Origin of the sequence: Aeromicrobium alkaliterrae (assembly GCF_039529015.1) — a bacterium.
Classification (GTDB): Bacteria; Actinomycetota; Actinomycetes; order Propionibacteriales; family Nocardioidaceae; genus Aeromicrobium; species Aeromicrobium alkaliterrae.
Genome location: NZ_BAAAME010000002.1, coordinates 902,061 through 926,094, shown reverse-complemented (window position 1 = coordinate 926,094; position 24,034 = coordinate 902,061). Strand labels below are relative to the sequence as shown.

Sequence of the window (24,034 nt, the reverse complement as noted above, 5' to 3'; positions counted from 1 at the left end):
CGAGGCGGCGCTGGGTGCCCTCGACGCCGAGGTCGCCGAGGTCGTGATGCACGTCCAGCAGCTGGAGCGCACCGAGGCCGGCCTGGTGGCTCGCAAGGAGGCGCTCGAGATCGGGCTCGCCCGCAAGGACGGTGCCGGGGCCCTGCTCGCGGCGTCCGACGAGCTCAACGGACTGCTCGGCTCGGTCGCGGCTCTGCTCACGGTGCGCTCGGGGTACGAGGGCGCGATCGCCTCGGCGCTCGGCTCTGCCGCCGAGGCCGTCGCGGTCGATCACCTCGACACCGCTGTCAGCGCGATGGAGAAGCTCAAGGCCGAGGATCTCGGTCGCGCCGGCCTCCTGCTCGGTGCCGCCGGCGACGACCCCGGTGACGACGCGAGCTGGCCCGGCCTGCCCGACTTCGCGACCTACGCCGTCGACGTCGTCAACGGACCGCCGACCCTGACGGCCGCGCTGCGCCGCCTGCTGTTCAAGGTCGCCGTGGTCGACGACCTCGACCGTGCGCGCGCCCTGGTGCGCCAGGCCTCGGACGTCACCGCCGTGACGCTCGAGGGCGACATGCTCGGCGCCCACTTCGCCTCCGGCGGGTCCTCGGCGACCTCGAGCCTGATCGAGGTCAAGGCCGCGGTCGACCAGGCGGTGACCGACCTGGAGAGCAACCGGCACGACCTCGAGCGCTCCCGCTTCCGACAGCAGGGCCTGGCCGACCAGCGCCAGAAGGCGCAGGCCGCGGTCGACGCTGTCCTGGAGCAGCTGCACGAGTCGGACGCCGAGATGGCGGGGNNNCCGTCGCCGAGTCGCTGGGCCGCCTCGGCTCCGCGGCACGGGCCGCCCGCGCGGAGGCCGAGCGCCTCGACCAGTCCATCACCGAGGCCACGGCGGCGCGCGAGCGCGACCAGGAGGGCCTCGCCGAGCTCGAGGACCGTCTGGCCCAGGCCGAGTCCGCCCCGGAGTCCGAGCCGGACACGACCGAGCTGGAGGCGCTGGCCGAGGCTGCTTCGGCATCGCGCCGCGGCGAGACCGAGGCCCGGCTCGCGCTGCGCACCAACGAGGAGCGGGCGCGCGCCCTGGAGGGCCAGGTGCGGGCGCTCGTCGAGTCGGCCGAGTCCGAGCGGCAGGCCCGCCGCCGGGCGGCCGAGCGCCGCGCCCGTCAGATTCGCGAGGCCGAGGTCGCGCGCGTCGTGATCGCCGCGACCGACCAGGTGCTCGTCCACCTGGGCCACTCGATCGACCAGGCCGCCGCCCTGCGTGCCGAGATCGAGCAGTCGCGCTCGGGCAGCGAGGTCGAGCTCCGCGAGGTGCGGGCCCGCCTGCGCGAGCTCAGCGAGGAGAACGAGAAGCTGACGGACTCGGTGCACCGCGACGAGCTGGCGCGTGCCGAGCTGCGCATGAAGCTCGAGGCGCTGGAGTCGCGTGCGCTCGAGGAGCTCGGTCTCGAGGTCGACGCGCTGGTCGCCGAGTACGGCCCCGAAGTCCTCGTCCCGACCCACGACGACGAGGGCGAGCCGCTCGACCCGCGGCCCTACGTCCGCGAGGAGCAGACCAAGCGTCTGCGCACCGCCGAGCGCGGACTCGCGATGCTCGGCAAGGTCAACCCGCTCGCGCTCGAGGAGTTCAGCGCTCTCGAGGAGCGGCACCAGTACCTCTCCGACCAGATGAACGACCTGAAGAAGACCACGGCCGACCTCATGGCGATCGTCGAGGACGTCGACGCGACGGTCGAGCGGGTCTTCACCGAGGCCTGGTACGACGTCGAGCGGGAGTTCGAGGACGTCTTCAGCCGCCTGTTCCCCGGCGGCGAGGGCCGTCTGGTCCTGACCGACCCGCAGAGCATGCTGATGACCGGCATCGAGGTCGAGGCGAGGCCGCCCGGCAAGAAGGTCAAGCGTCTCTCGCTGCTCTCGGGCGGCGAGCGCTCGCTCGTGGCGGTCGCGTTCCTCGTCGCGCTGTTCAAGGCGCGCCCCAGCCCGTTCTACATCCTCGACGAGGTCGAGGCCGCGCTCGACGACACCAACCTCGGACGGCTGCTCGAGATCTACGAGGAGCTGCGCGCCAACTCCCAGCTCATCGTCATCACCCACCAGAAGCGCACGATGGAGGTCGCCGACGCGCTGTATGGCGTCTCGATGCGCGGCGACGGCGTGTCGGCCGTCATCAGCCAGCGACTGCGTGAGCAGGAGAACGCATGAGCGACGACGTCGCGGGCCGCACCCGCGCTGACTACGGCGTGCTGCGCACGATCAGCACCCGCTGGGAGGACGAGGACGTGTACGGCCACGTCAACAACGTCGTCTACTACTCGTACTTCGACACCGCGGTCAACGGCTACCTCATCGAGGCCACCGGCACCGACACCCGCGCGCTCGACGCCTACGGGGTCGTGGCCGAGACGAGCTGCCGGTTCCTGCGCGAGCTGCGGTTCCCGCTCGACGTCGAGGCCGGGCTGCGCGTCACGAGGCTCGGCTCGTCGAGCGTCGTCTACGAGATCGGCCTGTTCCAGGGCGAGCACCAGACCCCGGCCGCCGTCGGACGCTTCGTCCACGTGTACGTCACGGGTGCCGACCGCTCGGTCACCCCGGTGCCGGACCTCATCCGCACCGTGCTGGAACCGCTCACCGTCTGACGGCTCACCCCAGCAGGACGTCGACCGCGTGGGCGATCCAGGGGACGGCCAGGAAGACCGTGGGCACGACGAGCACGACGACCGAGATGGCCCAGGCGAGCCCAGCGGCCCACCAGCCGCCGCTCGGGTCGCGCAGGCGGTCCATCCGGATCGTGGCGGAGGTGCCGGAGCCGAGCGCACCGGCCGGTGCCGAGCTGCCGGCCAGGGCGACGATCGCCCCGGCGAGGGCCCGCTCGCCCGCGACGCGGCGGGCCGCGTCGTCGGCGAGCAGCTCGACCATGATCCGGCTCTGCTCGAGCGGCGCATCGGTGCGCAGCACCCGGGGGTAGGCGGCGCGCAGGAACTCGAAGCCCTCCAGCACGAGGTCGTGGCGGGCGCTGACGTGAGCGCGCTCGTGCTCGAGCACGGCGCGCAGCTCGGCCGCGGTCAGGTGCTCGATCGCCCCGCTGGACACCACGACGCGGGACTCGGTGCGGTCGGGGAGGCAGTACGCGACGGGAGACTCGTGCTGGAGCACGCGCAGGGCGGGTCCCAGTCGCGCCGAGATGTCGGCGTCGGGCTCGGCGAGAAGATCGACGAGGTGGCGCTGGCGGCGCCGGCGAGCCTCGGTGCGTCGCCAGACGGTCGACACGGCCCACCAGAACCGAGCCCACACCAGGACCCCCACCAGCAGCACCGCGACGTGCGCCGCGACGCGCCAGACCGGCGGGTCGGCCTCCGAGACGAGCCAGAGGGCGGTGGCGAGGCCTGCGCCCGAGGTCGCGAGGATCGCGGCGAGCGCCAGCGACTGCCACATCACGATGCCCGCGGCGGGGGAGCGGTACGGCCAGCGGGCGCGCGCGAGCAGGGCCGGAACCGGCAGGCTCAAGGCGATGCCGATCAGGCCCAGCAGGAAGGGAGTCACATCTCGTCGAGCGCCCGACGCAGGGCCGCCGCCTCCGCGGGATCGACCGACCGGGCGAAGTGCACGAGGGCCGAGGTGCGGTCGCCCGAGGCGTCGAGGGCGGCGTCGATCAGCTCGGCCGCGGCCGACTCGCGGCTCTGGCGCGGCGTGTAGCGGAAGGCGCGACCGTCGCGCTCGCGCGCCACCATGTCCTTGGCTCCGAGGCGGTCGAGCACCGTCATGACGGTCGTGTAGGCCAGGTCGCGCCCGTGGCCGTCGGCGTCCAGCGCGTCCTGCACCTCACGCACCGACAGGGGCGCGTCGGCGTCCCAGAGGATGTTCATGACGGAGCGTTCGAGCTCTCCGGGGCGGGTCGTGGATCGGGGCACAGGGCGAGTCTACTACGTGACGTAGGACTCATGGCGGCCCGGGCGGTGTGCCCCTCGTCATGTACTACGATCTGTAGTAGTTACTACGACTCGTAGTAGTTCCGACGTCGGAATGGGGTCGCTCGATGGAAGCGCTCGACATCGCCCGGTGGCAGTTCGGCATCACGACCGTCTACCACTTCTTCTTCGTGCCGGTCACGATCGGGCTGATCTTCCTGGTCGCGATCCTGCAGACCTGCTGGCACCGCACCGGCGACGAGCGCTACCTCCGCCTGACCCGCTTCTTCGGCAAGCTCTTCCTGATCAACTTCGCGATGGGCATCGTCACCGGGATCGTGCAGGAGTTCCAGTTCGGCATGAACTGGAGCGACTACTCGCGCTTCGTGGGCGACGTGTTCGGCGCCCCACTGGCGATCGAGGGTCTGCTGGCCTTCTTCATGGAGTCGACGTTCCTCGGCCTGTGGATCTTCGGCTGGGACCGGCTCAAGCCCGCGATCCACCTCGCGACGATCTGGATCGCCGCCTTCGGCACGGTGCTCTCGGCCTACTTCATCCTCGCGGCGAACTCGTTCATGCAGAACCCGGTCGGCTTCGCCTTCAACGCCGAGTCGGGGCGCGCCGAGCTGACCGACTTCCTGGCCGTCATGACGAACCCGGTCGTCCTCGTGACGTTCCCGCACACGATCTTCGCGTGCTTCATGGTCGGCGGCGCCTTCGTGGCGGGCGTCAGCCTGTGGCGCATGCTCCGCAGGCCCGACGAGGACGCGGACGCGTTCCGCACGTCGTTCCGGCTCGGAGCCGTGGTGCTCCTGGTCGCGGGTCTGGGCACGATGATCTCCGGCGACTTCCAGGGCAAGGTCATGACCGAGGTGCAGCCCATGAAGATGGCCGCCGCCGAGGGGCTCTACGAGGACGAGGCACCTGCGGCGTTCTCCGCCCTGACGGTCGGCACGCTCGACGGCTCGGAGCCCGTCCTCGAGCTCAAGATCCCGCACCTGCTGTCGTACCTCGGCACCGGCACGTGGGACGGCGAGATCCGCGGCATCAACTCGCTGCAGGCCGAGTACGAGGAGCTGTACGGCCCGGGCGACTACGCACCGAACATCCCCGTTACGTACTGGACGTTCCGCGCCATGATCACCGCCGGCGGCCTGTCGATGCTGCTGGCGACCTGGATGCTGTGGGCGACCCGCCGCGGACGCACGCCGTCGCTGTCGACGTTCTCGGGTCGGTGGATGCTGCGCTGGGCGATCGTGCTGCCCTTCCTCCCGCTCGCGGCGAACTCCTTCGGCTGGATCTTCACCGAGATGGGTCGCCAGCCGTGGCTCGTCTTCGGGCTGCTGCCCACCTCGGCGGGAGTCTCACCCAGCGTGTCGGCCGGGACCGTGCTGTTCAGCCTGATCGGGTTCACCACGCTCTACGGCGTCCTGGCCGTGATCGAGGTCAAGCTCATGCTCCGCACGATCCGGCACGGCCTTCCCGCAGCCGACCCGCCGGTGCCCGAGAAGGACCGCGACCCGGACGCGCCCCTCGCGTTCGCGTACTGACCAGGACAGGGAGAAGACACCACCATGGAGCTCACGACCGTCTGGTTCGTCCTCATCGCCGTGCTGTGGATCGGCTACCTCGTGCTCGAGGGATTCGACTTCGGCGTCGGCATCCTGACCCGCGTGCTCGCGCGCGACGACCGCGAGCGGCGCGTCCTGCTCAACACGATCGGGCCGGTCTGGGACGGCAACGAGGTCTGGCTGATCGTCGCCGGCGGTGCGACGTTCGCCGCGTTCCCGGAGTGGTACGCGACGCTGTTCAGCGCCTACTACCTCCCACTGTTCGTGATCCTGCTCGCCCTGATCGTCCGGGCCGTCGGGTTCGAGTACCGACACAAGCGCACCGACGAGGCGTGGAAGCGGGGCTGGGACCACGCGATCTTCTGGGGCTCGGCGGTCCCGGCCGTGCTGTGGGGCGTCGTGCTCGCCGGCATCGTCCACGGCATCCCGCTCAACGCCTCGCACGACTTCACCGGCACGATCCTCGACCTGTTCACGCCGTACGCGCTGCTCGGCGGGCTCGTGACGCTCAGCGTGTTCGTGACCCACGGGTCGTTCTTCATCGCGCTCAAGACGGTCGGCGACATCCGGCACCGTGCGCGGACGCTCGGCCTGCGCTGGGGCCTCGTCGCCGCCGCCTCGGCCGTGGCGTTCATCGGGTGGACCGCGGCCCGCGACGGCGACCTCGCCGTGTGGGTCGCCGGCGGACTCGGTGCGCTGTCGTTCGTCGGCGGCATGCTGGCCGGGCGTGCCGGGCGCGAGGGCTGGGCCTTCACCGGCACGGCGTTCGCGATCATCGGGGTCGCGGCGATGCTGTTCCTCGCGCTGTTCCCCGACGTGATGCCCTCGACCCTGGCGACGGGCACGCTCACGACGACCAACGCGGCCTCGACGCCGTACACGCTCGAGATCATGACCTGGGTCGCCGCGGCGTTCACGCCGATCGTGATCGGCTACCAGGCCTGGTCCTACTGGGTGTTCCGCCGTCGCATCGGCGTGCACCACATCCCCGCATGAGCACGGACGGAACGGACCCGGTGGTGGCGGTTCCCCCTTCGAGGCTCGTTCCTCGCACCTCAGGGGGCGGACAGGATCCGGGCCCTGAGGTGCCCCGAGGGACGAGGGGCCTCGAAGGGTCCACCTCAGGGGGCGGACAGGATCCGGGCCCTGAGGTGCCCCGAGGGACGAGGGGCCTCGAAGGGTCCACCTCAGCCGAGCGGCGACGTGGCGCAGAGCCGGTGGACCCGCGGCTGCTGCAGCGCTCGCGCGGGGTGCGGTCGAGCCTGGTGGCGGGCGTCGCGCTCGCGCTGGTGGGCGTGCTGCTGCTGGTCGGCCAGGCGTGGTGGTTGGCCCGTCTCGTAGACCAGGCGTTCGCCGAGCAGCGCCTCGACCCGACCGTGCTGCTGCTGGCGGTCACGTGCGTGGGCGGGCGAGCGGTCCTGGCGTGGGGGAGCGCCGTCGTCGCCGCTCGAGCCGCGGTGACGGTGCGCGCCGAGCTGCGGGAGGCCGTGGTGGCCGAGGTCCTGGACCCGCGCCGGCTCGGACCGCGACCGTCGTCGGCGCGGGTCACGACCCTGCTCGGCGCGGGCCTCGACCCGCTCGACGGCTACGTCGGCCGATTCCTGCCCCAGCTCGTCGTCACCGCCACCGTGCCTCCGCTGGTGGTCGTCGTGCTGCTGCTCGTCGACCCGCTCTCGGCGCTCATCGTCGGCCTGACGGTCCCGCTGGTGGTCGGCTTCCTCGTGCTGGTCGGCCTCGCGACCCAGGACCGGATGTCGGCTCGCTGGGGCGAGCTGTCACGACTGGGGCGCCACTTCTCCGACCTGGTCGGTGGCGTGCGCACCCTCCTGGTGCTCGGCAGCCGCCAGGAGCGCGGCCTGCGGGTCACGGGTGAGCGGCACCGACGCGCGACGATGGACGCCCTGCGCAGCGCCTTCCTGTCGTCCCTCGTGCTCGAGCTGTTCTCGACCCTCTCGATGGCGATCGTCGCGGTGGCGACGGGCCTGCGGATCGTCGACGGCGGCCTGAGCCTGCAGACCGGCCTGTTCGTGCTGCTGCTCGCGCCCGAGGCCTACCTCCCGGTGCGGCGGCTCGGCGCGCAGTTCCACGACAGCGAGGCCGGGGTGGCCGCGGCGCGCGAGGCGCTCGACCTGCTCGACGCGCCGCGTCACCACGGTGATCGTGGCGTCCCGGCGTCTCCCGCGATCGTGGTCGACGGGGTCCGGGTCGACCGTGGCGTCGGCGCGCCCGAGGTCGTGGTCGGCGACGCCGTCGTCCTGCCCGGCGAGCTCGTCGCCGTCGCCGGGCCCTCGGGGGTCGGCAAGTCGACGCTGCTCGACACGCTCCTGGGATTCGTCCCGCTCAGCGCAGGCGCCCTCACGCTCGGCGGCGTGCCGGTCGACGAGGTCGACGTCGTCGCGTGGCGTCGACGGGTCGCGTGGGTGCCCCAGCTGCCGGCCGTCCCCGCGGGCACGATCGGCGACGCCGTCCTGCTCGGCGCGGGCGGCTCGCGGGACGACGTCGTGCAGGCGCTGGCTGACGCCGGGGCGGAGGACCTCGATCCGGACCGGGTCGTGCGGGAGGACGCGGGCGACCTGTCGGCCGGTGAGCGCCGGCGGGTCGCGATCGCCCGTGCCCTGCTGCGGGTGCGGGCCGGCGGCGTCGACCTGCTCCTGCTCGACGAGCCGACCGCGGGCCTCGACGCTGCTCGTGAGCAGCGCGTCATCGAGACGGTCCGTGGTCTCGGTGTCACGACGCTCGTGGTCGCGCACCACCCGGCCGTGCTGCACGCCGCGGACCGCGTGCTCGAGCTCGGTCGCGTGCCGGAGCCGGTCCGATGAGGGCGCGGCTCGCCCTCGGCGCCGTGCTCGCCGCCGTCGCGCAGGTCGCGGCGACGGGTCTGCTCCTCACGTCGGCCTGGCTCATCGTCAGAGCGGCGCAGCAGCCGCCCGTGCTCTACCTCATGATCGCGATCGTCGGCGTGCGGTTCTTCGGTGTCGGCCGCGCGGCCGCGGTCTACACCGAGCGGTTGCTGACCCATGACGTCGCGCTCGAGACGGCGATCCGCACCCGGATCGAGGTCTACGCGGCCGTGGCGCGTCTCGCGCCCCACGGGCTCGCCGGTCGGCGCCACGGCGAGGTCGTGCAGCAGGCCGTCGAGGACGTCGACACGGTGCAGGACCGTCTGCTGCGCATCCGCCTCCCGTGGTGGTCGGCGCTCTCGGTCGTCGTCGTGCTGACGACGGTCGTGGGCGTGGTCGAGCCCGCCGCTGGTGCGGTCGTCGCGGCGCAGGCCCTGGTGACCGTGCTGGTGCTGCGGATCGCGGTGCCGAGGTGGTCGGGGGCCTCGGTGGCGTCGCCCCTCGCGCCCGACGTGACGGAGGCGGCGCGGAACGCGGCCGAGCTCGTGGCCTTGGGTGCTGCGGACGCGGCGGTCGCGACGGCCCGCAGCGAGATCGCCCGCACGGCTCGGGTCGACCGCAGGCGGGCGCACGCCGGGGGTGGCGGCAGTGCCGTCGTCCTGGTGCTGACGGCGGCGTCGGTCGCCGGGACCGCCGCGGTGCTGGGTCCCGTCCTGGCGGCTGGAACCATCGCGCCGCTCCTCGTGGGTGTCGTGCTGCTGGCGCCGCTGGCGCTGGCCGAGGCGCTCGACCCGCTGGCCGACGCCGAGCGGCGGCGACCCGTCGTCGCAGCCGCGGAGCGTCGTCTCCGTGACCTGGTGGACGCGGCGCCCGCGGTCGCGCCCGCGGTCGACCCGGCGCCACGCCCTGACGACCCGACGATCGAGCTCGACGCGGTCACCCTCGGCTGGGCGACGGACCTCACGACCCCGATGTCGCTGACGGTGCGCCCGGGCGAGGTCGTCGGCATCGGCGGCCCGAGCGGTTCGGGCAAGAGCACGCTGGCGCTCACCCTCGCCCGCATGGTCGCGCCCCGGCGTGGGACCGTCCGCCTCGGCGGCGTGGACCTGACCGAGCTGCGGGCGGAGGACGTGCGCTCCGTCGTCGGGGTCCTGGGTCAGGACGAGGCCGTCTTCGACACGACCGTCCGCGAGAACCTGCGCATCGCCCGCCCGGCAGCCGGGGACGACGAGCTCGTCGCGGCGATGGCCCGCGCCGGACTGGCGCTCGACCTGGAACGCGGCGTGGGGGAGAGGGGCAGCCACCTGTCCGGCGGCGAGCGCCAGCGGCTCGCGCTCGCGCGCCTGCTGCTCGGCGGCCACCGGGTGCTCGTGCTCGACGAGCCGACCGAGCACCTCGACGGGCCGTTGGCGCGGGCCTTGGTCGAGGACGTGCTGGCCCTGGCGCCGGAGCACACCGTCGTGCTGATCTCGCACGACCCGGCCGTGCTGGAGAGGTGCGGACGTCAGGTCGTCGTGGAGCGCCTCGACGCCCGGTCCACCGTCGTCGCCTAGGGTGAATCCGTGTCGACCGAGCTCTTGCTGATCATCGCCCTGTCCGCGATCGTCCTGTGCGCCCTTGTCGCCGGATTCCTGATGCGACGGGGCGACGAGCTGCCCCCGACGATCGAGTCCGATCTCGAGACCGAGGAGGAGATCCTCCACCCGGAGGCGCTCGGCACGGGTGACGAACCCGACCCCGACGTCGCCCCCGGCGGCACCGACACGATCGAGCGGCCCGAGTCGGCCGGCGGACGCCTCGTGCGTCTGCGGGCGCGCCTCGCGCGCTCGAACTCCAGCCTCGGCAAGGGCCTGCTGGCGATCCTCGGGCGCTCCGACCTCGACCAGTCCGCGTGGGACGAGCTCGAGGAGACCCTCCTCGCCGCCGACGTCGGTGTCGGGCCCACGACCGAGCTGGTCGACAACCTGCGCACCCGCCTGCGCGTCGAGGGCACGACCGACACGACCCGCGCCCGCGAGATCCTGCGCGAGGAGCTCATCGGCCTGGTCGGGCCCGACCTCGACCGCCGGCTCCACGTCACCGGCGACGACGGCAAGCCCGGCGTCGTCCTGGTCGTCGGCGTCAACGGCACCGGGAAGACCACGACGGTCGGACGCCTCGCCCGGGTGCTCGTGGCCGAGGACCGTCGCGTCGTGCTGGGCGCGGCCGACACGTTCCGCGCCGCCGCGGCCGACCAGCTGCAGACGTGGGGCGAGCGGGTCGGCGCGGAGATCGTCCGCGGCCCCGAGGGCGGCGACCCCGCGAGCGTCGGCTTCGAGGCCGTCAAGGCCGGCATCGAGACCGGTGCCGACGTCGTCGTCGTCGACACCGCCGGCCGCCTCCACACCAAGTCCGGCCTGATGGACGAGCTGGGCAAGGTCAAGCGCGTCGTCGAGAAGCAGGCCCCCGTGACCGAGGTCCTCCTCGTGATCGACGCGACGACGGGCCAGAACGGCCTGACCCAGGCCCGCGTCTTCAGCGAGGTCGTCGACGTCACGGGCATCGTCCTGACCAAGCTCGACGGCACCGCGAAGGGCGGCATCGTCATCGCGGTCCAGCGTGAGCTCGGCGTCCCGGTCAAGTTCGTCGGCCTCGGCGAGGGCGCCGACGACCTCGCCCCCTTCGACGCCACCGAGTTCGTCGACGCCCTGCTGGACTGAGGTTCGCGGGGCCCCGCCTCCCGTTCCCTGAGGTGCGAGGAGCGCCAGCGACGAGCCTCGAAGGGGCGGTCGGGTGCGGGCCGGTGGTGGTAGCGGACAAGCGGGCACGGACCAGGACGCGCGGGGCCGAGGTTCGCGGGGACCTGGACGGGGCACGGCAACTCGCCCCGGGGCACGGCAAATTTGCCGTGCCCGCAGACCAATTGCCGTGCCGAGCACCGTCCAGCGGTCAGAGTTGGCGGCCCGGAACCGACCTCTCCTGGTCCATGCCGCTCGTCCCGCACCACCCTCACCCGCTAGGTGACACGCGGCTTCGAGGCTCCCTCGCAGAGCTCGGTCACACCTCAGCCACCGGAGTGACAGCCCCCTCCGCACCCACGACACATGGCTGTAACACGTCGTGCGGGTGTCTGAAACGTGCGCTTCCTAGAGTCGCGGCAACCTGACTCGACGTGGAAGTAGAGGGTTCGATGGACGGCTACTACGCCTTCATGCTGGTCGCGACGGCACTCGTCCTGCTGATGACGGTGCCCGCGCTGGCGCTGTTCTACGGCGGGATGTCGCGCGCCAAGTCCGTGCTGAACATGCTGATGATGTCCTACGTCGCCGCGGCGGTCGTGGGTCTGATCTACGTGCTCTGGGGCTGGTCGATGTCGTTCAGCGAGGACGAGCTGCTCGGTGGCCTGTTCTCGAACCCGTTCACGCACTTCGGCCTGAAGGGCGTCGAGGCCGACCAGCTGATCTACGTCTGCTTCCAGATGACCTTCGCGATCATCACGGCGGCGCTGATCTCCGGAGCGATCGCCGACCGGGTCAAGCTGTCGGCGTGGGTCGTGTTCCTGCCGATCTGGGTCACGCTCTGCTACTTCCCGCTGGCGCACATGGTCTTCGGCCTGGGCTACCTCCACTCGATCTTCCCCGCGCAGGACTACGCGGGCGGCACCGTCGTGCACATCAACGCCGGCGTCGCGGGCGGGGTCCTGGCCCTCATCATCGGCAAGCGGCTCGGCTTCGGACGCGAGCCCATGCGGCCCCACAACCTGCCGCTGACGATGATCGGCGCGGGCCTGCTCTGGTTCGGCTGGTACGGCTTCAACGTCGGCTCGATCGTGTTCGTCGAGGGCGACGGCGGCCCGCTCGACACGGCCCAGTTCATGTCCGAGACCGGCGTGACGTTCCTCAACACGACGATCGCCACGATGGCGGCCGTGCTGGCCTGGCTCGCGGTCGAGAAGCTCCTGCACGGCAAGGCGTCCTCGCTCGGCGCGGCCTCCGGCATCGTCGCGGGCCTGGTCGCCATCACGCCCGCGTGCGGTGCGGTCGAGCCCGTCGGCGCCATCGCGATCGGGGCGATCTCCGGCGCGGTCTGCTCCTGGGCGGTCGGCCTGAAGTACAAGTTCGGCTTCGACGACTCCTTCGACGTCGTCGGCGTCCACCTCGTGGGCGGCATCCTCGGCACCGTGCTGATCGGCCTGTTCTCCTCGGCCGCCGCGCCGGGCGGAATCGACGGACTGCTCTACGGTGGGGGACTGGGGTCGCTGGGTGACCAGGCGGGCGCCGCAGGCTTCGCGATCGTCTGGACCGGCGTCCTGACGGCCCTGATCGCCTACGCGATCAAGTACACGATGGGCTGGCGGATCGACGAGGAGGACGAGGTCGAGGGCATCGACTTCGCCGAGCACGGAGAGTCCGCCTACGACATCGCCACGAACACCGGCAGCTCGCACTTCTGAGATCGGAGCACAGGGGAATGAAGCTCGTGACAGCGGTCATCAAGCCGCACAAGTGGGAAGAGGTCCGCGAGGCCCTCGCCTCGGCCGGCGTGGCGGGCATGACCGTCACCGAGGCCAGCGGCTACGGCCAGCAGAAGGGCCACACCGAGGTCTACCGCGGCGCGGAGTACGACGTGTCCCTCGTGCCGAAGATCCGCCTCGAGGTCGTCGTCGACGACGCCGACGTCGAGACCGTGGTCAGCACGATCACCTCGGCCGCGCAGACCGGCAAGATCGGCGACGGCAAGGTCTGGGTCATCCCGGTCGACTCGGTCGTCCGGGTCCGGACCGGCGAGACCGACGAAGCCGCCGTCTGACCCGTGCCTGACTCGGGCAGGCGCGCGGACCTCCGGGCCGCGCGTCAGGACCGCACGCTCGACGTCGACCGGTGCGTGCGGGCGTCCTACAGCGCCCTCGTGCCGTCCGGCGGCGACGCCCGGATCGGCTCGGGCGTCGCGGTCGTGGCGGTCGGAGGCTACGGCCGTGGCGAGCTGACGCCGTTCGGCGACGTCGACGTCGTGCTGGTGCACGACGACACCGTGCCGACCACCGAGATCGACCGCATCGCCGAGGGCCTCTGGTATCCGCTGTGGGACCAGGGTCTGAAGCTCGACCACGCGGTCCGCTCGGCCTCGGGCATGCGCGAGGCCGCCCGCAGCGACTTCAAGGTCGCGATGGGCTGGCTCGACGCCCGCACGGTCGCCGGCGACACCGGACTCGTGCTGCGACTGCGCTCCGAGGTGCTCGCCGACTGGCGCGCCGGGGCGCGCACGACGGTCGAGGAGGTCCGGCTCGACCGGTCCCGTCGTGAGCAGCGCGCCGGCTGGCTCGCCTACGTCGCCGTGCCGGACCTCAAGGAGTCCGCCGGCGGCCTGCGCGACGCGGTCGTGCTGCGCGGCCTCGTGGCCACGTGGCTCGTCGACGCGCCGCTCGGCGAGGTCGAGGCCCTGCGCAGCGAGCTGCTCGACGTGCGCGACGTGCTGCACGCCGTGTCCGGGCGCGCGACCGACCGCCTCGACCCTCAGCTCGCCGAGGACGTCGCGGTCGAGATGGGGATGTCCCGCGCCGAGCTGCAGGTCATGGTCCGCGACGCGGGCCGGCGACTCGACCACGTCGGGCGCCTGACCTGGCGCCGGCTCCAGCAGACGTTGTCGCTGTCGGCGTCCCGATCGCCCCGCGACGTGGGGCGCACGGTGCAGCTCGTGCCCGGCGTCGGCCGCGACGGTGACGAGGTCGCCGGTGAGATCGTGCTGACCGCGGGTGCCGACGCGTCCGACCCCGTGCTCGCCCTGCGGGCCGCGGCCGTCGCGGCGCGCGCCGGGCTGCCCCTGAGCCCCACGACCGCCGCCGCACTGGCCGCAGCGGCGCCTGTCGCCGCCGACGCGCCGCCGTGGGACGGTCCGGCTCGTCGGGCGCTCGTCGACCTGCTGACGGCCGGGCCGGGTCTCGTCGACGTCTGGCACGAGCTCGACGTCGTGGGGCTGGTCGACCACTGGCTGCCCGAGTGGGCCGACCTGCGCCTGCGCGGCTCGTCGTCGCCGGTCCACCGCTACACGATCGACCGGCACAGCATCGAGACCTGCGTGCAGGCGGGCGCCCACCTGCGCACGGTCGACCGGCCCGACCTGCTGGCCGTCGCGTCGCTGCTGCACGACATCGGCAAGGGGCGCGAGGGCGACCACAGCGAGGTCGGCGAGCCGATGGCGCGGGAGATCGTCCTGCGATGGGGGTTCCCCGAGGCCGACGCCGACGTCGTCGCGGCACTCGTGCGCTGGCACCTCCTGCTGCCGACCGTCGCCACGCGGCGCGACATCGAGGACCCCGCCACGGCCCTCAACGTCGCCGAGATCGTGCGCACCGAGAGCTTCCTCGACCTGCTCTCCGCGCTCTCGCGAGCCGACGGCGCCGCCACGAGCAGCGAGGCCCGCTCGCGCTGGCGTCGCGGCCTGATCGACGGCCTCGTCGAGAAGGTCCGCGCGAGCCTCGCGGGGGAGGGCGACGCCGACGCCGACGCCTCGTACGAGGGCTGGCCCGACCAGCTCCCGTTCCCGTCGCTCGACGGGGTCGACGGCGTGCGCGTCGAGGTCGCCGAGCACCAGGGCGGCTCCCTGCTGACGATCGTCGCGCCCGACGCCGCAGGCCTGCTCGCCCGGCTCGCGGGCGCGCTGGCGCTGGCGGGCATCGACCTGCACTCCCTGCGCACCGTCACGCGCGACGGGTTCGCGGTGTCGATGTGGGAGACGCCGCGCACCGACGTCGACCGCCAGATCGTCGCCGACCGGGTCCGCCACGTGCTGTCCGGCGGCGTCGACCTGGACCTGCGGCTCGACCGTCCGGCCAAGGGCGACGACGACCCGCGCGTGCGACTCATGGCGCGCGCCAACCTGACCGCCACGATGCTCGAGGTGCGAGCGCTCGACCGGCGCGGCCTCATCTACCTCGTCGCGCGGGCGGTGCACGCCGCGGGCGGTTCGATCCGGTCGGCACACGTCAGCACGTTCGGCGCGGAGGTCCGCGACGTGTTCTACGTCGTCGACGACGCCGGCGACCCGTTGGACCTGACGGCCTCGGAGCGAGTGCGAGAGGCCGTCGCGGGCGCGCTGGCCTGACCCCCTCGGCTAGGCTGGCACGGCTGTCCGACGACTCTTCTCGACCTTCCCTGAGGAACTCCGTGTTCGACTCTCTGCAAGACCGCCTGCAGTCCGCGTTCACGTCGCTGCGCGGCAAGGGCAAGCTGAGCCCGGCCGACATCGACGCCACCGTGCGCGAGATCCGCCTCGCCCTGCTCGAGGCCGACGTGGCCGTGCCGGTCGTGCGCGACTTCGTCGCGTCGGTCACCGAGCGGGCCAACGGGGTCGAGGTCAGCAAGGCGCTCAACCCGGCGCAGCAGGTCATCAAGATCGTCAACGACGAGCTCGTCACGATCCTCGGCGGCGAGACGCGCCGGGTCCGCTTCGCGAAGACCGCACCGACGGTCATCATGCTCGCGGGCCTGCAGGGTGCCGGAAAGACGACGCTCGCCGGCAAGCTCGGTCGCTGGCTCAAGGACAACGGTCACAGCCCCATGCTGGTGGCCTGCGACCTGCAGCGTCCCAACGCCGTCCAGCAGCTCGAGGTCGTCGGCCAGCAGGCCGGCGTCACGGTGTTCTCCCCGGAGCCGGGCAACGGCGTCGGCAACCCCGTCGCGGTGGCCACGGCCTCGATCGCGGAGGCGCGCCGCACGCTCCACGACGTGGTCGTGGTCGACACGGCCGGCCGCCTCGGCATCGACGCCGAGCTCATGAAGCAGGCCTCGGACATCCGCGACGCGGTCGATCCTGACGAGGTCCTGTTCGTCATCGACTCGATGACGGGCCAGGACGCGGTGCAGACCGCGCAGGCCTTCGCCGACGGCGTCGACTTCACGGGTGTCGTGCTCACCAAGCTCGACGGCGACGCCCGCGGTGGCGCCGCGCTGTCGGTGCGCCAGGTCACGGGTCGCCCGATCATGTTCGCCTCCTCGGGCGAGAAGCTGACCGACTTCGACGTCTTCCACCCCGACCGCATGGCCTCGCGCATCCTCGACATGGGTGACGTCATGACGCTGATCGAGCAGGCCGAGAAGGCCTTCGACGCCGACGAGGCGGCCAAGGCGGCCGAGAAGCTCGCCGGCGGCGCGTTCACGCTGAACGACTTCCTCGCGCAGCTCGAGGCCATCTCGAAGATGGGCTCGATGAGCAAGATGCTCGGGATGCTCCCCGGCATGGGTCAGTTCAAGGACCAGATCGCCGCGCTCGACGACAAGGAGCTCGGCAAGATCAAGGCCATCATCTTGTCGATGACGCCGGCCGAGCGCGAGAACCCGAAGATGATCGACGGCTCCCGCCGGGCGCGCATCGCCGCCGGTTCGGGCCGCCAGGTCAGCGACGTCAACCAGCTCGTGACGCGCTTCTTCGACGCGTCCAAGATGATGCAGCAGATGGCCAAGGGCGGCGGCGTACCGGGGATGCCCGGCATGCAGGGTCTCCCGGGGATGCCCGGCAAGCGGGCCGGTGCCCGTCAGAAGCCGCAGCAGAAGAAGAAGGGCAAGCGCACCTCCGGCAACCCGGCCAAGCGGGCCGCCGAGGCGCAGGGCAAGCCCGCGCCCAGCCAGGGCGGCGCCGGCGCCTTCGGCTTCGGCCAGCAGGGCGGCGACGCCGACTTCGAGCTCCCCAAGGAGCTCCGCGACCTGCTGTAGGCCGATGTTGCCTGACTGCTCGGGGTCGTCGCTGACAAGCGGCATGGACCAGCAGCGGTCGCGCGGGACCGGAGATGATGCTTTCGGGCTGCCATGGCGACCGGAATGCATCATTCCTGGTCCGGCGTGAGCGAGGGATGATGCATGCGAGTCGCTGGCGCGACCCTGATGCATCATCGCCGGTCACTTCGCGGGCCGCCTCGCCGAGTCGCGCACTCGGGCGTACGGTCGGCAGATGGTCGATGTCATGCCTGGCCCGCCCCTCGTGGTGTCGATGGGGATCTCCGGCACCGGGAAGTCCGCCGTCGGAGCCGCGTTGGCCGAGAGGCTGGGCGTCCCGTACGCCGACGGTGACGACTTCCACCCGCGCTCGAACATCGAGAAGATGGCCTCGGGCACGCCGCTGACCGACGAGGACCGCTGGCCGTGGCTCGAGCTCGTGGCCGGGTGGCTCGCCGAGCACCAGGAGTCGGGCGGCGTGATCGCCTGCTCGGCCCTGCGGCGCGTCTACCGTGACGTCCTGCGCAGCGGGTCCGACCAGGTGCTGTTCCTGCACCTCGTGGGCGACCACGACCTGATCCACGAGCGCATGGAGAAGCGCGACCACTTCATGCCGCCGACCCTGCTCGACTCGCAGGAACGCACGCTCGAGCCGCTGGAGTCCGACGAGCACGGCTGGGCGTTCGACATCACGCCGCCGATCGAGGACATCGTCGACGCGTTCGTGGAACGGGCCGGTCTGCAGGCCCTCGCACCGGAGGAGAAGACGTCGTGAACCTCACCGAGCTGGCCACCGCCACGAGCCCCGAACCCGTCGAGGCCGTCGCGGGAACCGCCACGCTGATCACGGCCGCCCTGGTCGGCATCGCCGTGCTGGTGCTGCTGATCACCTGGTTCAAGCTGCACCCGTTCCTCGCCCTGACCCTCGGCTCGCTCGTGGTCGGCGCGGTCGCCGGGCGCGAGATGCTCGACGTCGTCGCCAGCTTCAGCACGGGCGTCGGCGACACCGTCAAGGGCGTCGGCGTGCTGATCGCCCTCGGAGCCATGTTCGGCAAGCTGCTGGCCGACTCCGGGGGAGCGGACCGCATCGTCGACACGATCGTGGGTCGGTCGAGCCCGCGGATGCTGCCGTGGTCGATGGCCGCGATCGGCGCGATCATCGGCCTGCCCATGTTCTTCGAGATCGGCCTGGTGCTCCTGATGCCGGTCATCTTCCTCGTCGCCAAGCGGGCCGAGCGGTCCGTCATCGCGCTCGGCATCCCGGCGCTCGCGGGCCTGTCCGCGATGCACGGGTTCGTGCCGCCGCACCCCGGCCCGCTGGCCGCGATCGCCGCCCTGGACGCCGACCTCGGCATCACGCTGGGGCTCGGCATCCTGGTCGCGATCCCCACGATCGTCGTGGCCGGCCCGGTGTTCGCCCGTTTCGCCGACCGCTGGGTGCCGGTTCCGGCCGGCGAGCTGTTCGAGCCCGAGACCAGCTCCCGCGAGCGGCGCCCGAGCTTCGGCATCACGCTGGCGACCGTGCTGCTGCCCGTCGTCCTGATGATGGGCAAGGCGCTCGCCGACCTCCTTGTCGACGACGGCACGACGACGCGCGCCGTGCTCGACTTCGTGGGCGAGCCGTTCGTGGCCCTGCTGATCGCCGTGATCGTCGCGATCTTCACCCTCGGCCGCGGCTCGGGCATGGGGCGCGACGACGTGTCGAAGGTGCTCAACGACGCGCTGCCGCCGATCGCGGGCATCATCCTGATCGTCGGCGCCGGTGGCGGCTTCAAGCAGACGCTCGTCGACACCGGGATCGCCGAGGTGATGGCCGACTTCGTCCGCGACTCCGGCGTGTCGGTGCTGCTGCTCGCCTGGCTCGTCGCGGTGCTGATCCGCGTCGCCACCGGCTCGGCGACCGTCGCCACCATCACCGCAGCGGGCATCATGGCGCCGATCGCGAGTGATCTCGCCGGCATGGAGGTGTCGTTGCTGGTGCTGGCCATCGGTGCGGGCTCGGTCTTCTTCTCGCACGTCAACGACGCGGGCTTCTGGCTCGTCAAGGAGTACTTCGGGCTGACGGTCGGCCAGACCATCAAGACCTGGTCGATCATGGAGACCGTGCTGTCGGTGACGGGGCTCGTCGTCGTGCTCGGCCTCGACCTCGTCGTCTAGGCGGCTGACCAGGTTCGTTGTAGCGTGCAACGGTGCTCGTTCCGTTGCTCGGCAGGTTCCTCGAGCCGTACCGGACGTCCCTCCTGGTGGTCCTGGTCCTGCAGCTGGCCCAGACCGTCGCGAGTCTCTACCTCCCCGGCCTGAACGCCGACATCATCGACCGTGGCGTCGTGGAGGGCGACACCGGACTGATCTGGCGCCTCGGTGGCGTGATGCTCGCCGTCACGCTGCTGCAGGTCGTCGCGACGGTCGCGGCCGTGTACGTCGGCGCCCGCGTCGCGATGGCGCTGGGGCGCGACCTGCGCGCCGCCCTGTTCGACCGCGTCGAGACGTTCGCCGCGCGCGAGATGGCCGAGCTCGGCGCCCCGACGCTCATCACCCGCTCGACGGTCGACGTCCAGCAGGTGCAGCTGCTCTCGTTCATGCTGCTCACGATGTTCGTGACCGCCCCGATCATGGCGGTCGGCGGCCTGGCGATGGCCCTGCGCGAGGACGTCACGATGTCGGGCCTGCTCGTCGTCGTGCTGCCGGCGCTGGTCGTGAGCATCGGCCTGGTGATCCGGCAGATGCGGCCGCTGTTCCGGCTGATGCAGGGTCGGATCGACCGGATCAACGGCGTGATGCGCGAGCAGATCATGGGCATCCGCGTCATCCGGGCCTTCGTCAAGGAGGGCGAGGAGACCGAGCGGTTCGGTCAGGCCAACCAGGAGTACCGCGACGTCGCGGTCGCGGCGGGCCGGCTCCAGTCGATGATGTACCCGATCGTCATGCTCGTGATGAACCTGTCGGTCGTGCTCGCGACGTGGCTCGGCGGCTACCGGATCGGTAGCGGCGACCTGCAGATCGGGCAGCTGACGGCCTTCCAGAACTACCTCGTCATGATCCTGATGTCGGTCATGATGGCGACCTTCATCTTCATGCTGTGGCCGCGGGCCGAGGTCTCCGCCGAGCGCATCTCGGAGGTCCTGGGGACCGAGCCGAGCGTCGTCGCCCCGGACGACGCCGTGCCGGTGACGCTGGGGTCGGGCCACGTCGACCTGCGTGGTGCGACGTTCTCCTACCCCGGTGCCGAGCACCCGGTGCTCCACGAGGTCGACCTCGTCGCCAGGCCGGGGGAGACCACGGCCATCATCGGCTCGACCGGCAGCGGCAAGACGACGCTGGTCGGGCTGGTCGCCCGGCTCTTCGACGCGACGGGCGGCACGGTCGAGATCGACGGGCACGACCTGCGCGCGCTGCGGCCCGAGGACGTGTGGGCCGCGATCGGGCTGGTGCCGCAGAAGCCGATGCTGTTCTCCGGGACCATCGCGTCGAACCTGCGCTACGGCCGTCCCGACGCGACCGACGAGGAGCTGTGGCGGGCGCTCGAGATCGCCCAGGCGCGCGACTTCGTCGAGCAGCGACCCGAGGGGCTCGAGACACCCATCTCCCAAGGCGGGTCGAACGTCTCGGGCGGACAGCGCCAGCGGCTCGCGATCGCGCGCGCCGTGGTCAAGCAGCCCGCGATCTACCTGTTCGACGACTCCTTCTCCGCCCTGGACTTCTCGACCGACGCGGCCCTGCGCGTGGCCCTGCGACCGGTGACCGCCGACGCCGCCGTGATCGTCGTGGCCCAGCGGGTCAGCACGATCCGCTACGCCGACCGCATCGTCGTGCTCGACCAGGGCCGGGTCGTGGGCACCGGCACGCACCCCGAGCTGATGGACTCGTGCACGGTGTACCGCGAGATCGTCCTCTCCCAGCTGACCGAGGAGGAGGCCTCATGAGCTCTCGCCAGGCTGCGCCTCCGATGCGAGGCCCCGGTGCCGGCATGGCCCCGCCCGCCCAGAAGGCCACCCGGTTCGCGGCGACGTTCCGGCGTCTGGTGCGCCGTCTGCTGGCCAGCCGGCTCGCGGCCGGCTCGATCCTCGCCTTCGGCGTGGTGGGCGCGTCGCTCTCCGTCATCGGTCCGCGGATCCTGGGGCACGCGACCGACATCGTCTTCACCGGCTTCCTCTCGAGCCAGTTCCCGGAGGGATCGACCAAGGCCGAGGTGCTCGCGCAGCTGCGGGCCGACGGGAACGACCAGCTGGCCTCGCTCGTCTCCTCGGTCGACCTGCGGCCGGGCGAGGGCATCGACCACGGCTCGCTGGCGTTCGTGCTGCTGTCGGTCATGGTGCTGTACACCGCCGGGTCCTGGTTCATGTACCTGCAGGGCCGCACGACGACGATCGTCGTGCAGCGCATGGTCAGCGAGCTGCGCGAGGAGGTCGAGGCGAAGCTGCACCGCGTGCCGCTGTCCTACCTCGACCGGTCCGAGCGCGGCGAGATCCTGTCGCGCACCACGAACGACATCGACAACGTGGCCCAGTCGCTGCAGCAGGCGATCTCGCAGTTCCTCGGCAGCGTGCTGCTGATGGTCGGCACGCTCGTGATGATGCTGCTGATCTCGCCCGAGCTGGCGCTGATCGCCGTCGTGACGGTGCCGGTCGTGGCCGTCATCATGCGCTTCGTCGCGCGGAAGTCGCAGCCGCACTTCGTGGCGCAGTGGGGCGCGACGGGACGGCTCAACGGTCACGTCGAGGAGGTCTTCACGGGACACGACGTCGTCAAGGTGTTCGGTCGCCAGGCCGAGGCCCGCGAGACCTTCCGCAAGCACAACGACGACCTGTTCGACGCGGCCTTCAGGGCGCAGTTCCTGAGCGGTGCGCTGCAGCCGCTCATGATGTTCGTGTCGAACCTCAACTACGTGCTGGTCGCCGTCGTGGGCGGGCTGCGGGTCGCCTCGGGCACCCTCAGCATCGGCGAGGTGCAGGCCTTCATCCAGTACTCGCGCCAGTTCACCCAGCCGCTCGCGCAGATCGCCGCCCTGATCAACCTGGTCCAGTCCGGCGTCGCGTCGGCGGAGCGGGTCTTCGAGCTGCTCGACGAGGCCGAGGAGTCCGACGAGCCCCTCGACCCGCCGTTCCCGTCGCCGGTGCGCGGCCGCGTGGCGTTCGAGGACGTCGCGTTCGCCTACGACCCGGACGAGCCGCTGATCTCCGGCCTCGACCTGACGGCCGAGCCCGGACAGACGGTCGCGATCGTCGGACCGACCGGCGCCGGCAAGACCACGCTGACCAACCTGCTGCTGCGGTTCTACGAGCTCGATGGCGGACGCATCACCCTCGACGGGGTCGACGTCGCCGCGATGGACCGGCACGCGCTGCGCGACCAGTTCGGCGTGGTGCTGCAGGACACGTGGCTCTTCGCGGGCACGATCCGCGAGAACATCGCCTACGGGGCCGAAGACGCCTCGGAGGACGACGTCGTGCGCGCTGCCGAGGCCGCCTCGGTCGACCACTTCGTCCGCACCCTGCCCGACGGCTACGACACGGCGATCGACGACCAGGGCTCCAACATCAGCGCAGGCCAGCGCCAGCTGCTGACGATCGCGCGAGCCTTCCTCGCCGACCCGGCGATCCTCGTGCTCGACGAGGCGACCAGCTCGGTCGACACCCGCACCGAGACGCTCGTGCAGCAGGCCATGGCGCGGCTGCGCTCCGGGCGGACGAGCTTCGTCATCGCCCACCGCCTCTCGACGATCCGCGACGCCGACCACATCGTCGTCATGACGGATGGTCACATCGTGGAGCAGGGCACCCACGACTCCCTGATCGCGGCCGGCGGCGCCTACCAGCGGTTGTACGCGGCCCAGTTCGCCGCTCCGGTGGAGTGAGGGGGCGGTGAGTGTTCCACCTCTGCCGACGTGGGCGGTGAGTCATCCACCGTACGAGCAGCCATGCCGTGGATGGGGCACCGCCACAGGTGGAACACTCACCGGCCACCCCGGCCTCACCCCTGGAGGAAGGGCGCGACCCGGTCCTTCGGTCGGCCGATGATCGCGCGGTCACCGCGCACCAGCACGGGGCGCTCCATCAGCCGCGGGTGTGCGACGAGCAGGTCCGCGACGGCGCCGGGCGTCGTGTAGTCCTCGGCATTGAGTCCCTGGTCCTTGAAGAACGAGTCCTTCCGGACCAGGTCCGCGGGGGAGTCCTCGAGCTTGCCGATGAGCTCCAGCAGCTGGTCGCGGTCCAGCGGCGTCTTGAGGTACTGCACGACCTCGACGTCGGCGCCGACCTCCTCGGCCACCGTCAGGGCGTGGCGGGAGGTGGAGCACTGGGCGTGGTGGAGGATCGTGGTCTCGCTCATGACGCCATCGTGGCAGAGTCTTCGGGAGCACCCGAGTGGCGACTTGGAGGCCCGCGCGCCCGCGTGGCACAATGTCGCCTTGTGTCCGAAGGCCGGTGAGGACCCTCTCACCCACATCGACCTCGGCCCCTCGACTCATCCGACGCGCGTGTTCCCCACCCGCGACGGACGTCCACTCATCACGAGCACCAAGGAGACACCACAACCGTGGCCGTCAAGATTCGTCTGAAGCGCATGGGCAAGATCCGCGCGCCCTACTACCGCATCGTCATCGCCGACTCGCGCACCAAGCGCGACGGTCGCGTGATCGAGGAGATCGGTACCTACAACCCCAAGACCGAGCCGTCGACGATCAACGTCAACTCCGAGCGTGCGCAGTACTGGCTCGGCGTCGGCGCGCAGCCGACGGAGTCGGTCGCCGCGATCCTCAAGATCACCGGCGACATCGGTGGCACGTCGACCCTCAAGCAGCCCGAGCCGAAGACCGACAAGGCCCTCGCGTTCGACGCCGCGCTGAAGGAGCTCCACGCCGAGCCCAAGGCCGACGCGACGACCAAGAAGGCCGCCGCCAAGAAGGCCGACAAGGCTGACAAGGCGGAGAAGGCCGACGAGCCCAAGGCCGAGGAGACCCCGGCCGAGGAGCCCGCCGCCGAGGAGACCCCGGCCGAGGCTCCCGCCGAGGAGACCGCCACCGACGACAAGCCCGCCGAGGCCTGAGC

General features: G+C 71.7%; 20 protein-coding genes. 17 read left to right on the top strand and 3 right to left on the bottom strand.

The window, feature by feature from the left end; translation table 11 throughout:
- Positions 1–46 precede the first annotated feature (46 nt).
- Genes ABD127_RS05715 through ABD127_RS05705 form a run of 3 tightly spaced genes read left to right on the top strand, consistent with a single transcriptional unit; the run spans position 47 to position 2,621 of the window.
- Positions 47–1,183, top strand: a complete 1,137-nt coding sequence (locus tag ABD127_RS05715) for a coiled-coil domain-containing protein (protein ID WP_425545795.1) — start codon at positions 47–49, stop codon at positions 1,181–1,183.
- The gene (locus ABD127_RS05710) at positions 1,078–2,187 is read left to right on the top strand and encodes an AAA family ATPase (RefSeq protein ID WP_344198640.1); all 1,110 of its coding nucleotides are present in this window, start codon (positions 1,078–1,080) and stop codon (positions 2,185–2,187) included. The genes ABD127_RS05715 and ABD127_RS05710 overlap by 106 nt, the downstream gene beginning before the upstream one ends.
- Entirely contained in the window at positions 2,184–2,621 is a 438-nt protein-coding gene (locus tag ABD127_RS05705; protein ID WP_344198638.1) for an acyl-CoA thioesterase, read from the top strand. Before ABD127_RS05710 ends, ABD127_RS05705 begins: the two co-directional genes overlap by 4 nt.
- Before the next feature lie 4 nt (positions 2,622–2,625).
- Here the strand turns inward: ABD127_RS05705 and ABD127_RS05700 are convergent, their stop codons facing one another.
- Positions 2,626–3,525 carry a M56 family metallopeptidase gene (locus ABD127_RS05700; RefSeq protein WP_344198636.1) on the bottom strand — a complete coding sequence of 300 codons (900 nt, stop codon included), beginning with the start codon at positions 3,523–3,525 and terminating at the stop codon, positions 2,626–2,628.
- On the bottom strand, positions 3,522–3,893 hold the full coding sequence (locus tag ABD127_RS05695) for a BlaI/MecI/CopY family transcriptional regulator (protein ID WP_344198634.1): 372 nt from the start codon (positions 3,891–3,893) through the stop codon (positions 3,522–3,524). The genes ABD127_RS05700 and ABD127_RS05695 overlap by 4 nt, the downstream gene beginning before the upstream one ends.
- A 125-nt stretch (positions 3,894–4,018) precedes the next feature.
- Between ABD127_RS05695 and ABD127_RS05690 the strand changes: the two genes are divergently transcribed.
- The 13 genes from ABD127_RS05690 to ABD127_RS05630 all read left to right on the top strand — a co-directional run bounded on the left by ABD127_RS05690 (position 4,019) and on the right by ABD127_RS05630 (position 22,842).
- Positions 4,019–5,440, top strand: a complete 1,422-nt coding sequence (locus tag ABD127_RS05690) for a cytochrome ubiquinol oxidase subunit I (protein ID WP_344198632.1) — start codon at positions 4,019–4,021, stop codon at positions 5,438–5,440.
- A 24-nt stretch (positions 5,441–5,464) separates the two neighbouring features.
- Complete coding sequence (cydB, locus tag ABD127_RS05685) at positions 5,465–6,457, top strand: cytochrome d ubiquinol oxidase subunit II (protein ID WP_344198630.1); 993 nt, start codon at positions 5,465–5,467, stop codon at positions 6,455–6,457.
- A 221-nt stretch (positions 6,458–6,678) separates the two neighbouring features.
- A complete protein-coding gene (cydD, locus tag ABD127_RS05680) occupies positions 6,679–8,280 on the top strand; it encodes a thiol reductant ABC exporter subunit CydD (RefSeq protein WP_344198628.1) in 1,602 nt (533 codons plus the stop codon).
- Positions 8,277–9,854: a thiol reductant ABC exporter subunit CydC gene (cydC, locus tag ABD127_RS05675; protein ID WP_344198625.1), complete on the top strand. Its 1,578-nt coding sequence runs from the start codon at positions 8,277–8,279 to the stop codon at positions 9,852–9,854. The genes cydD and cydC overlap by 4 nt, the downstream gene beginning before the upstream one ends.
- A gap of 9 nt (positions 9,855–9,863) precedes the next feature.
- Positions 9,864–11,000: a signal recognition particle-docking protein FtsY gene (gene ftsY / locus ABD127_RS05670; protein ID WP_344198623.1), complete on the top strand. Its 1,137-nt coding sequence runs from the start codon at positions 9,864–9,866 to the stop codon at positions 10,998–11,000.
- 470 nt (positions 11,001–11,470) lie between these two features.
- The gene (locus ABD127_RS05665; RefSeq protein ID WP_344198621.1) at positions 11,471–12,733 is read left to right on the top strand and encodes an ammonium transporter; all 1,263 of its coding nucleotides are present in this window, start codon (positions 11,471–11,473) and stop codon (positions 12,731–12,733) included.
- Between the two features lie 17 nt (positions 12,734–12,750).
- Positions 12,751–13,089 (top strand): P-II family nitrogen regulator, encoded by a 339-nt coding sequence (locus ABD127_RS05660; RefSeq protein ID WP_344198619.1) that lies wholly within the window; start codon positions 12,751–12,753, stop codon positions 13,087–13,089.
- A gap of 3 nt (positions 13,090–13,092) precedes the next feature.
- Positions 13,093–15,381: a [protein-PII] uridylyltransferase gene (locus tag ABD127_RS05655; RefSeq protein ID WP_344198617.1), complete on the top strand. Its 2,289-nt coding sequence runs from the start codon at positions 13,093–13,095 to the stop codon at positions 15,379–15,381.
- A 62-nt stretch (positions 15,382–15,443) separates the two neighbouring features.
- Complete coding sequence (gene ffh, locus ABD127_RS05650) at positions 15,444–16,988, top strand: signal recognition particle protein (RefSeq protein WP_344198615.1); 1,545 nt, start codon at positions 15,444–15,446, stop codon at positions 16,986–16,988.
- Positions 16,989–17,235: 247 nt separating this feature from the next.
- On the top strand, positions 17,236–17,763 hold the full coding sequence (locus tag ABD127_RS05645; RefSeq protein ID WP_344198613.1) for a gluconokinase: 528 nt from the start codon (positions 17,236–17,238) through the stop codon (positions 17,761–17,763).
- Positions 17,760–19,145, top strand: a complete 1,386-nt coding sequence (locus ABD127_RS05640; protein WP_425545786.1) for a GntT/GntP/DsdX family permease — start codon at positions 17,760–17,762, stop codon at positions 19,143–19,145. The genes ABD127_RS05645 and ABD127_RS05640 overlap by 4 nt, the downstream gene beginning before the upstream one ends.
- Before the next feature lie 32 nt (positions 19,146–19,177).
- Positions 19,178–20,911 (top strand): ABC transporter ATP-binding protein, encoded by a 1,734-nt coding sequence (locus ABD127_RS05635; protein ID WP_344198610.1) that lies wholly within the window; start codon positions 19,178–19,180, stop codon positions 20,909–20,911.
- Complete coding sequence (locus tag ABD127_RS05630; protein ID WP_344198608.1) at positions 20,908–22,842, top strand: ABC transporter ATP-binding protein; 1,935 nt, start codon at positions 20,908–20,910, stop codon at positions 22,840–22,842. The genes ABD127_RS05635 and ABD127_RS05630 overlap by 4 nt, the downstream gene beginning before the upstream one ends.
- Positions 22,843–22,958: 116 nt before the next feature.
- Here ABD127_RS05630 and ABD127_RS05625 read toward each other — a convergent pair whose 3' ends face one another.
- Positions 22,959–23,315 (bottom strand): ArsC/Spx/MgsR family protein, encoded by a 357-nt coding sequence (locus ABD127_RS05625; RefSeq protein WP_344198606.1) that lies wholly within the window; start codon positions 23,313–23,315, stop codon positions 22,959–22,961.
- Between the two features lie 207 nt (positions 23,316–23,522).
- Between ABD127_RS05625 and rpsP the strand changes: the two genes are divergently transcribed.
- Positions 23,523–24,032 (top strand): 30S ribosomal protein S16, encoded by a 510-nt coding sequence (gene rpsP / locus ABD127_RS05620; protein ID WP_344198604.1) that lies wholly within the window; start codon positions 23,523–23,525, stop codon positions 24,030–24,032.
- Positions 24,033–24,034 lie beyond the last annotated feature (2 nt).

Coding starts and splice junctions, on each gene's coding strand:
- ABD127_RS05705 (WP_344198638.1), top strand. CDS start 2,184: ATGAGCGACGACGTCGCGGGCCGCACCCGCGCTGACTACGGCGTGCTG.
- ABD127_RS05690 (WP_344198632.1), top strand. CDS start 4,019: ATGGAAGCGCTCGACATCGCCCGGTGGCAGTTCGGCATCACGACCGTC.
- cydB (WP_344198630.1), top strand. CDS start 5,465: ATGGAGCTCACGACCGTCTGGTTCGTCCTCATCGCCGTGCTGTGGATC.
- cydC (WP_344198625.1), top strand. CDS start 8,277: ATGAGGGCGCGGCTCGCCCTCGGCGCCGTGCTCGCCGCCGTCGCGCAG.
- ABD127_RS05665 (WP_344198621.1), top strand. CDS start 11,471: ATGGACGGCTACTACGCCTTCATGCTGGTCGCGACGGCACTCGTCCTG.
- ABD127_RS05660 (WP_344198619.1), top strand. CDS start 12,751: ATGAAGCTCGTGACAGCGGTCATCAAGCCGCACAAGTGGGAAGAGGTC.
- ABD127_RS05645 (WP_344198613.1), top strand. CDS start 17,236: ATGCCTGGCCCGCCCCTCGTGGTGTCGATGGGGATCTCCGGCACCGGG.
- ABD127_RS05630 (WP_344198608.1), top strand. CDS start 20,908: ATGAGCTCTCGCCAGGCTGCGCCTCCGATGCGAGGCCCCGGTGCCGGC.
- ABD127_RS05625 (WP_344198606.1), bottom strand. CDS start 23,315: ATGAGCGAGACCACGATCCTCCACCACGCCCAGTGCTCCACCTCCCGC.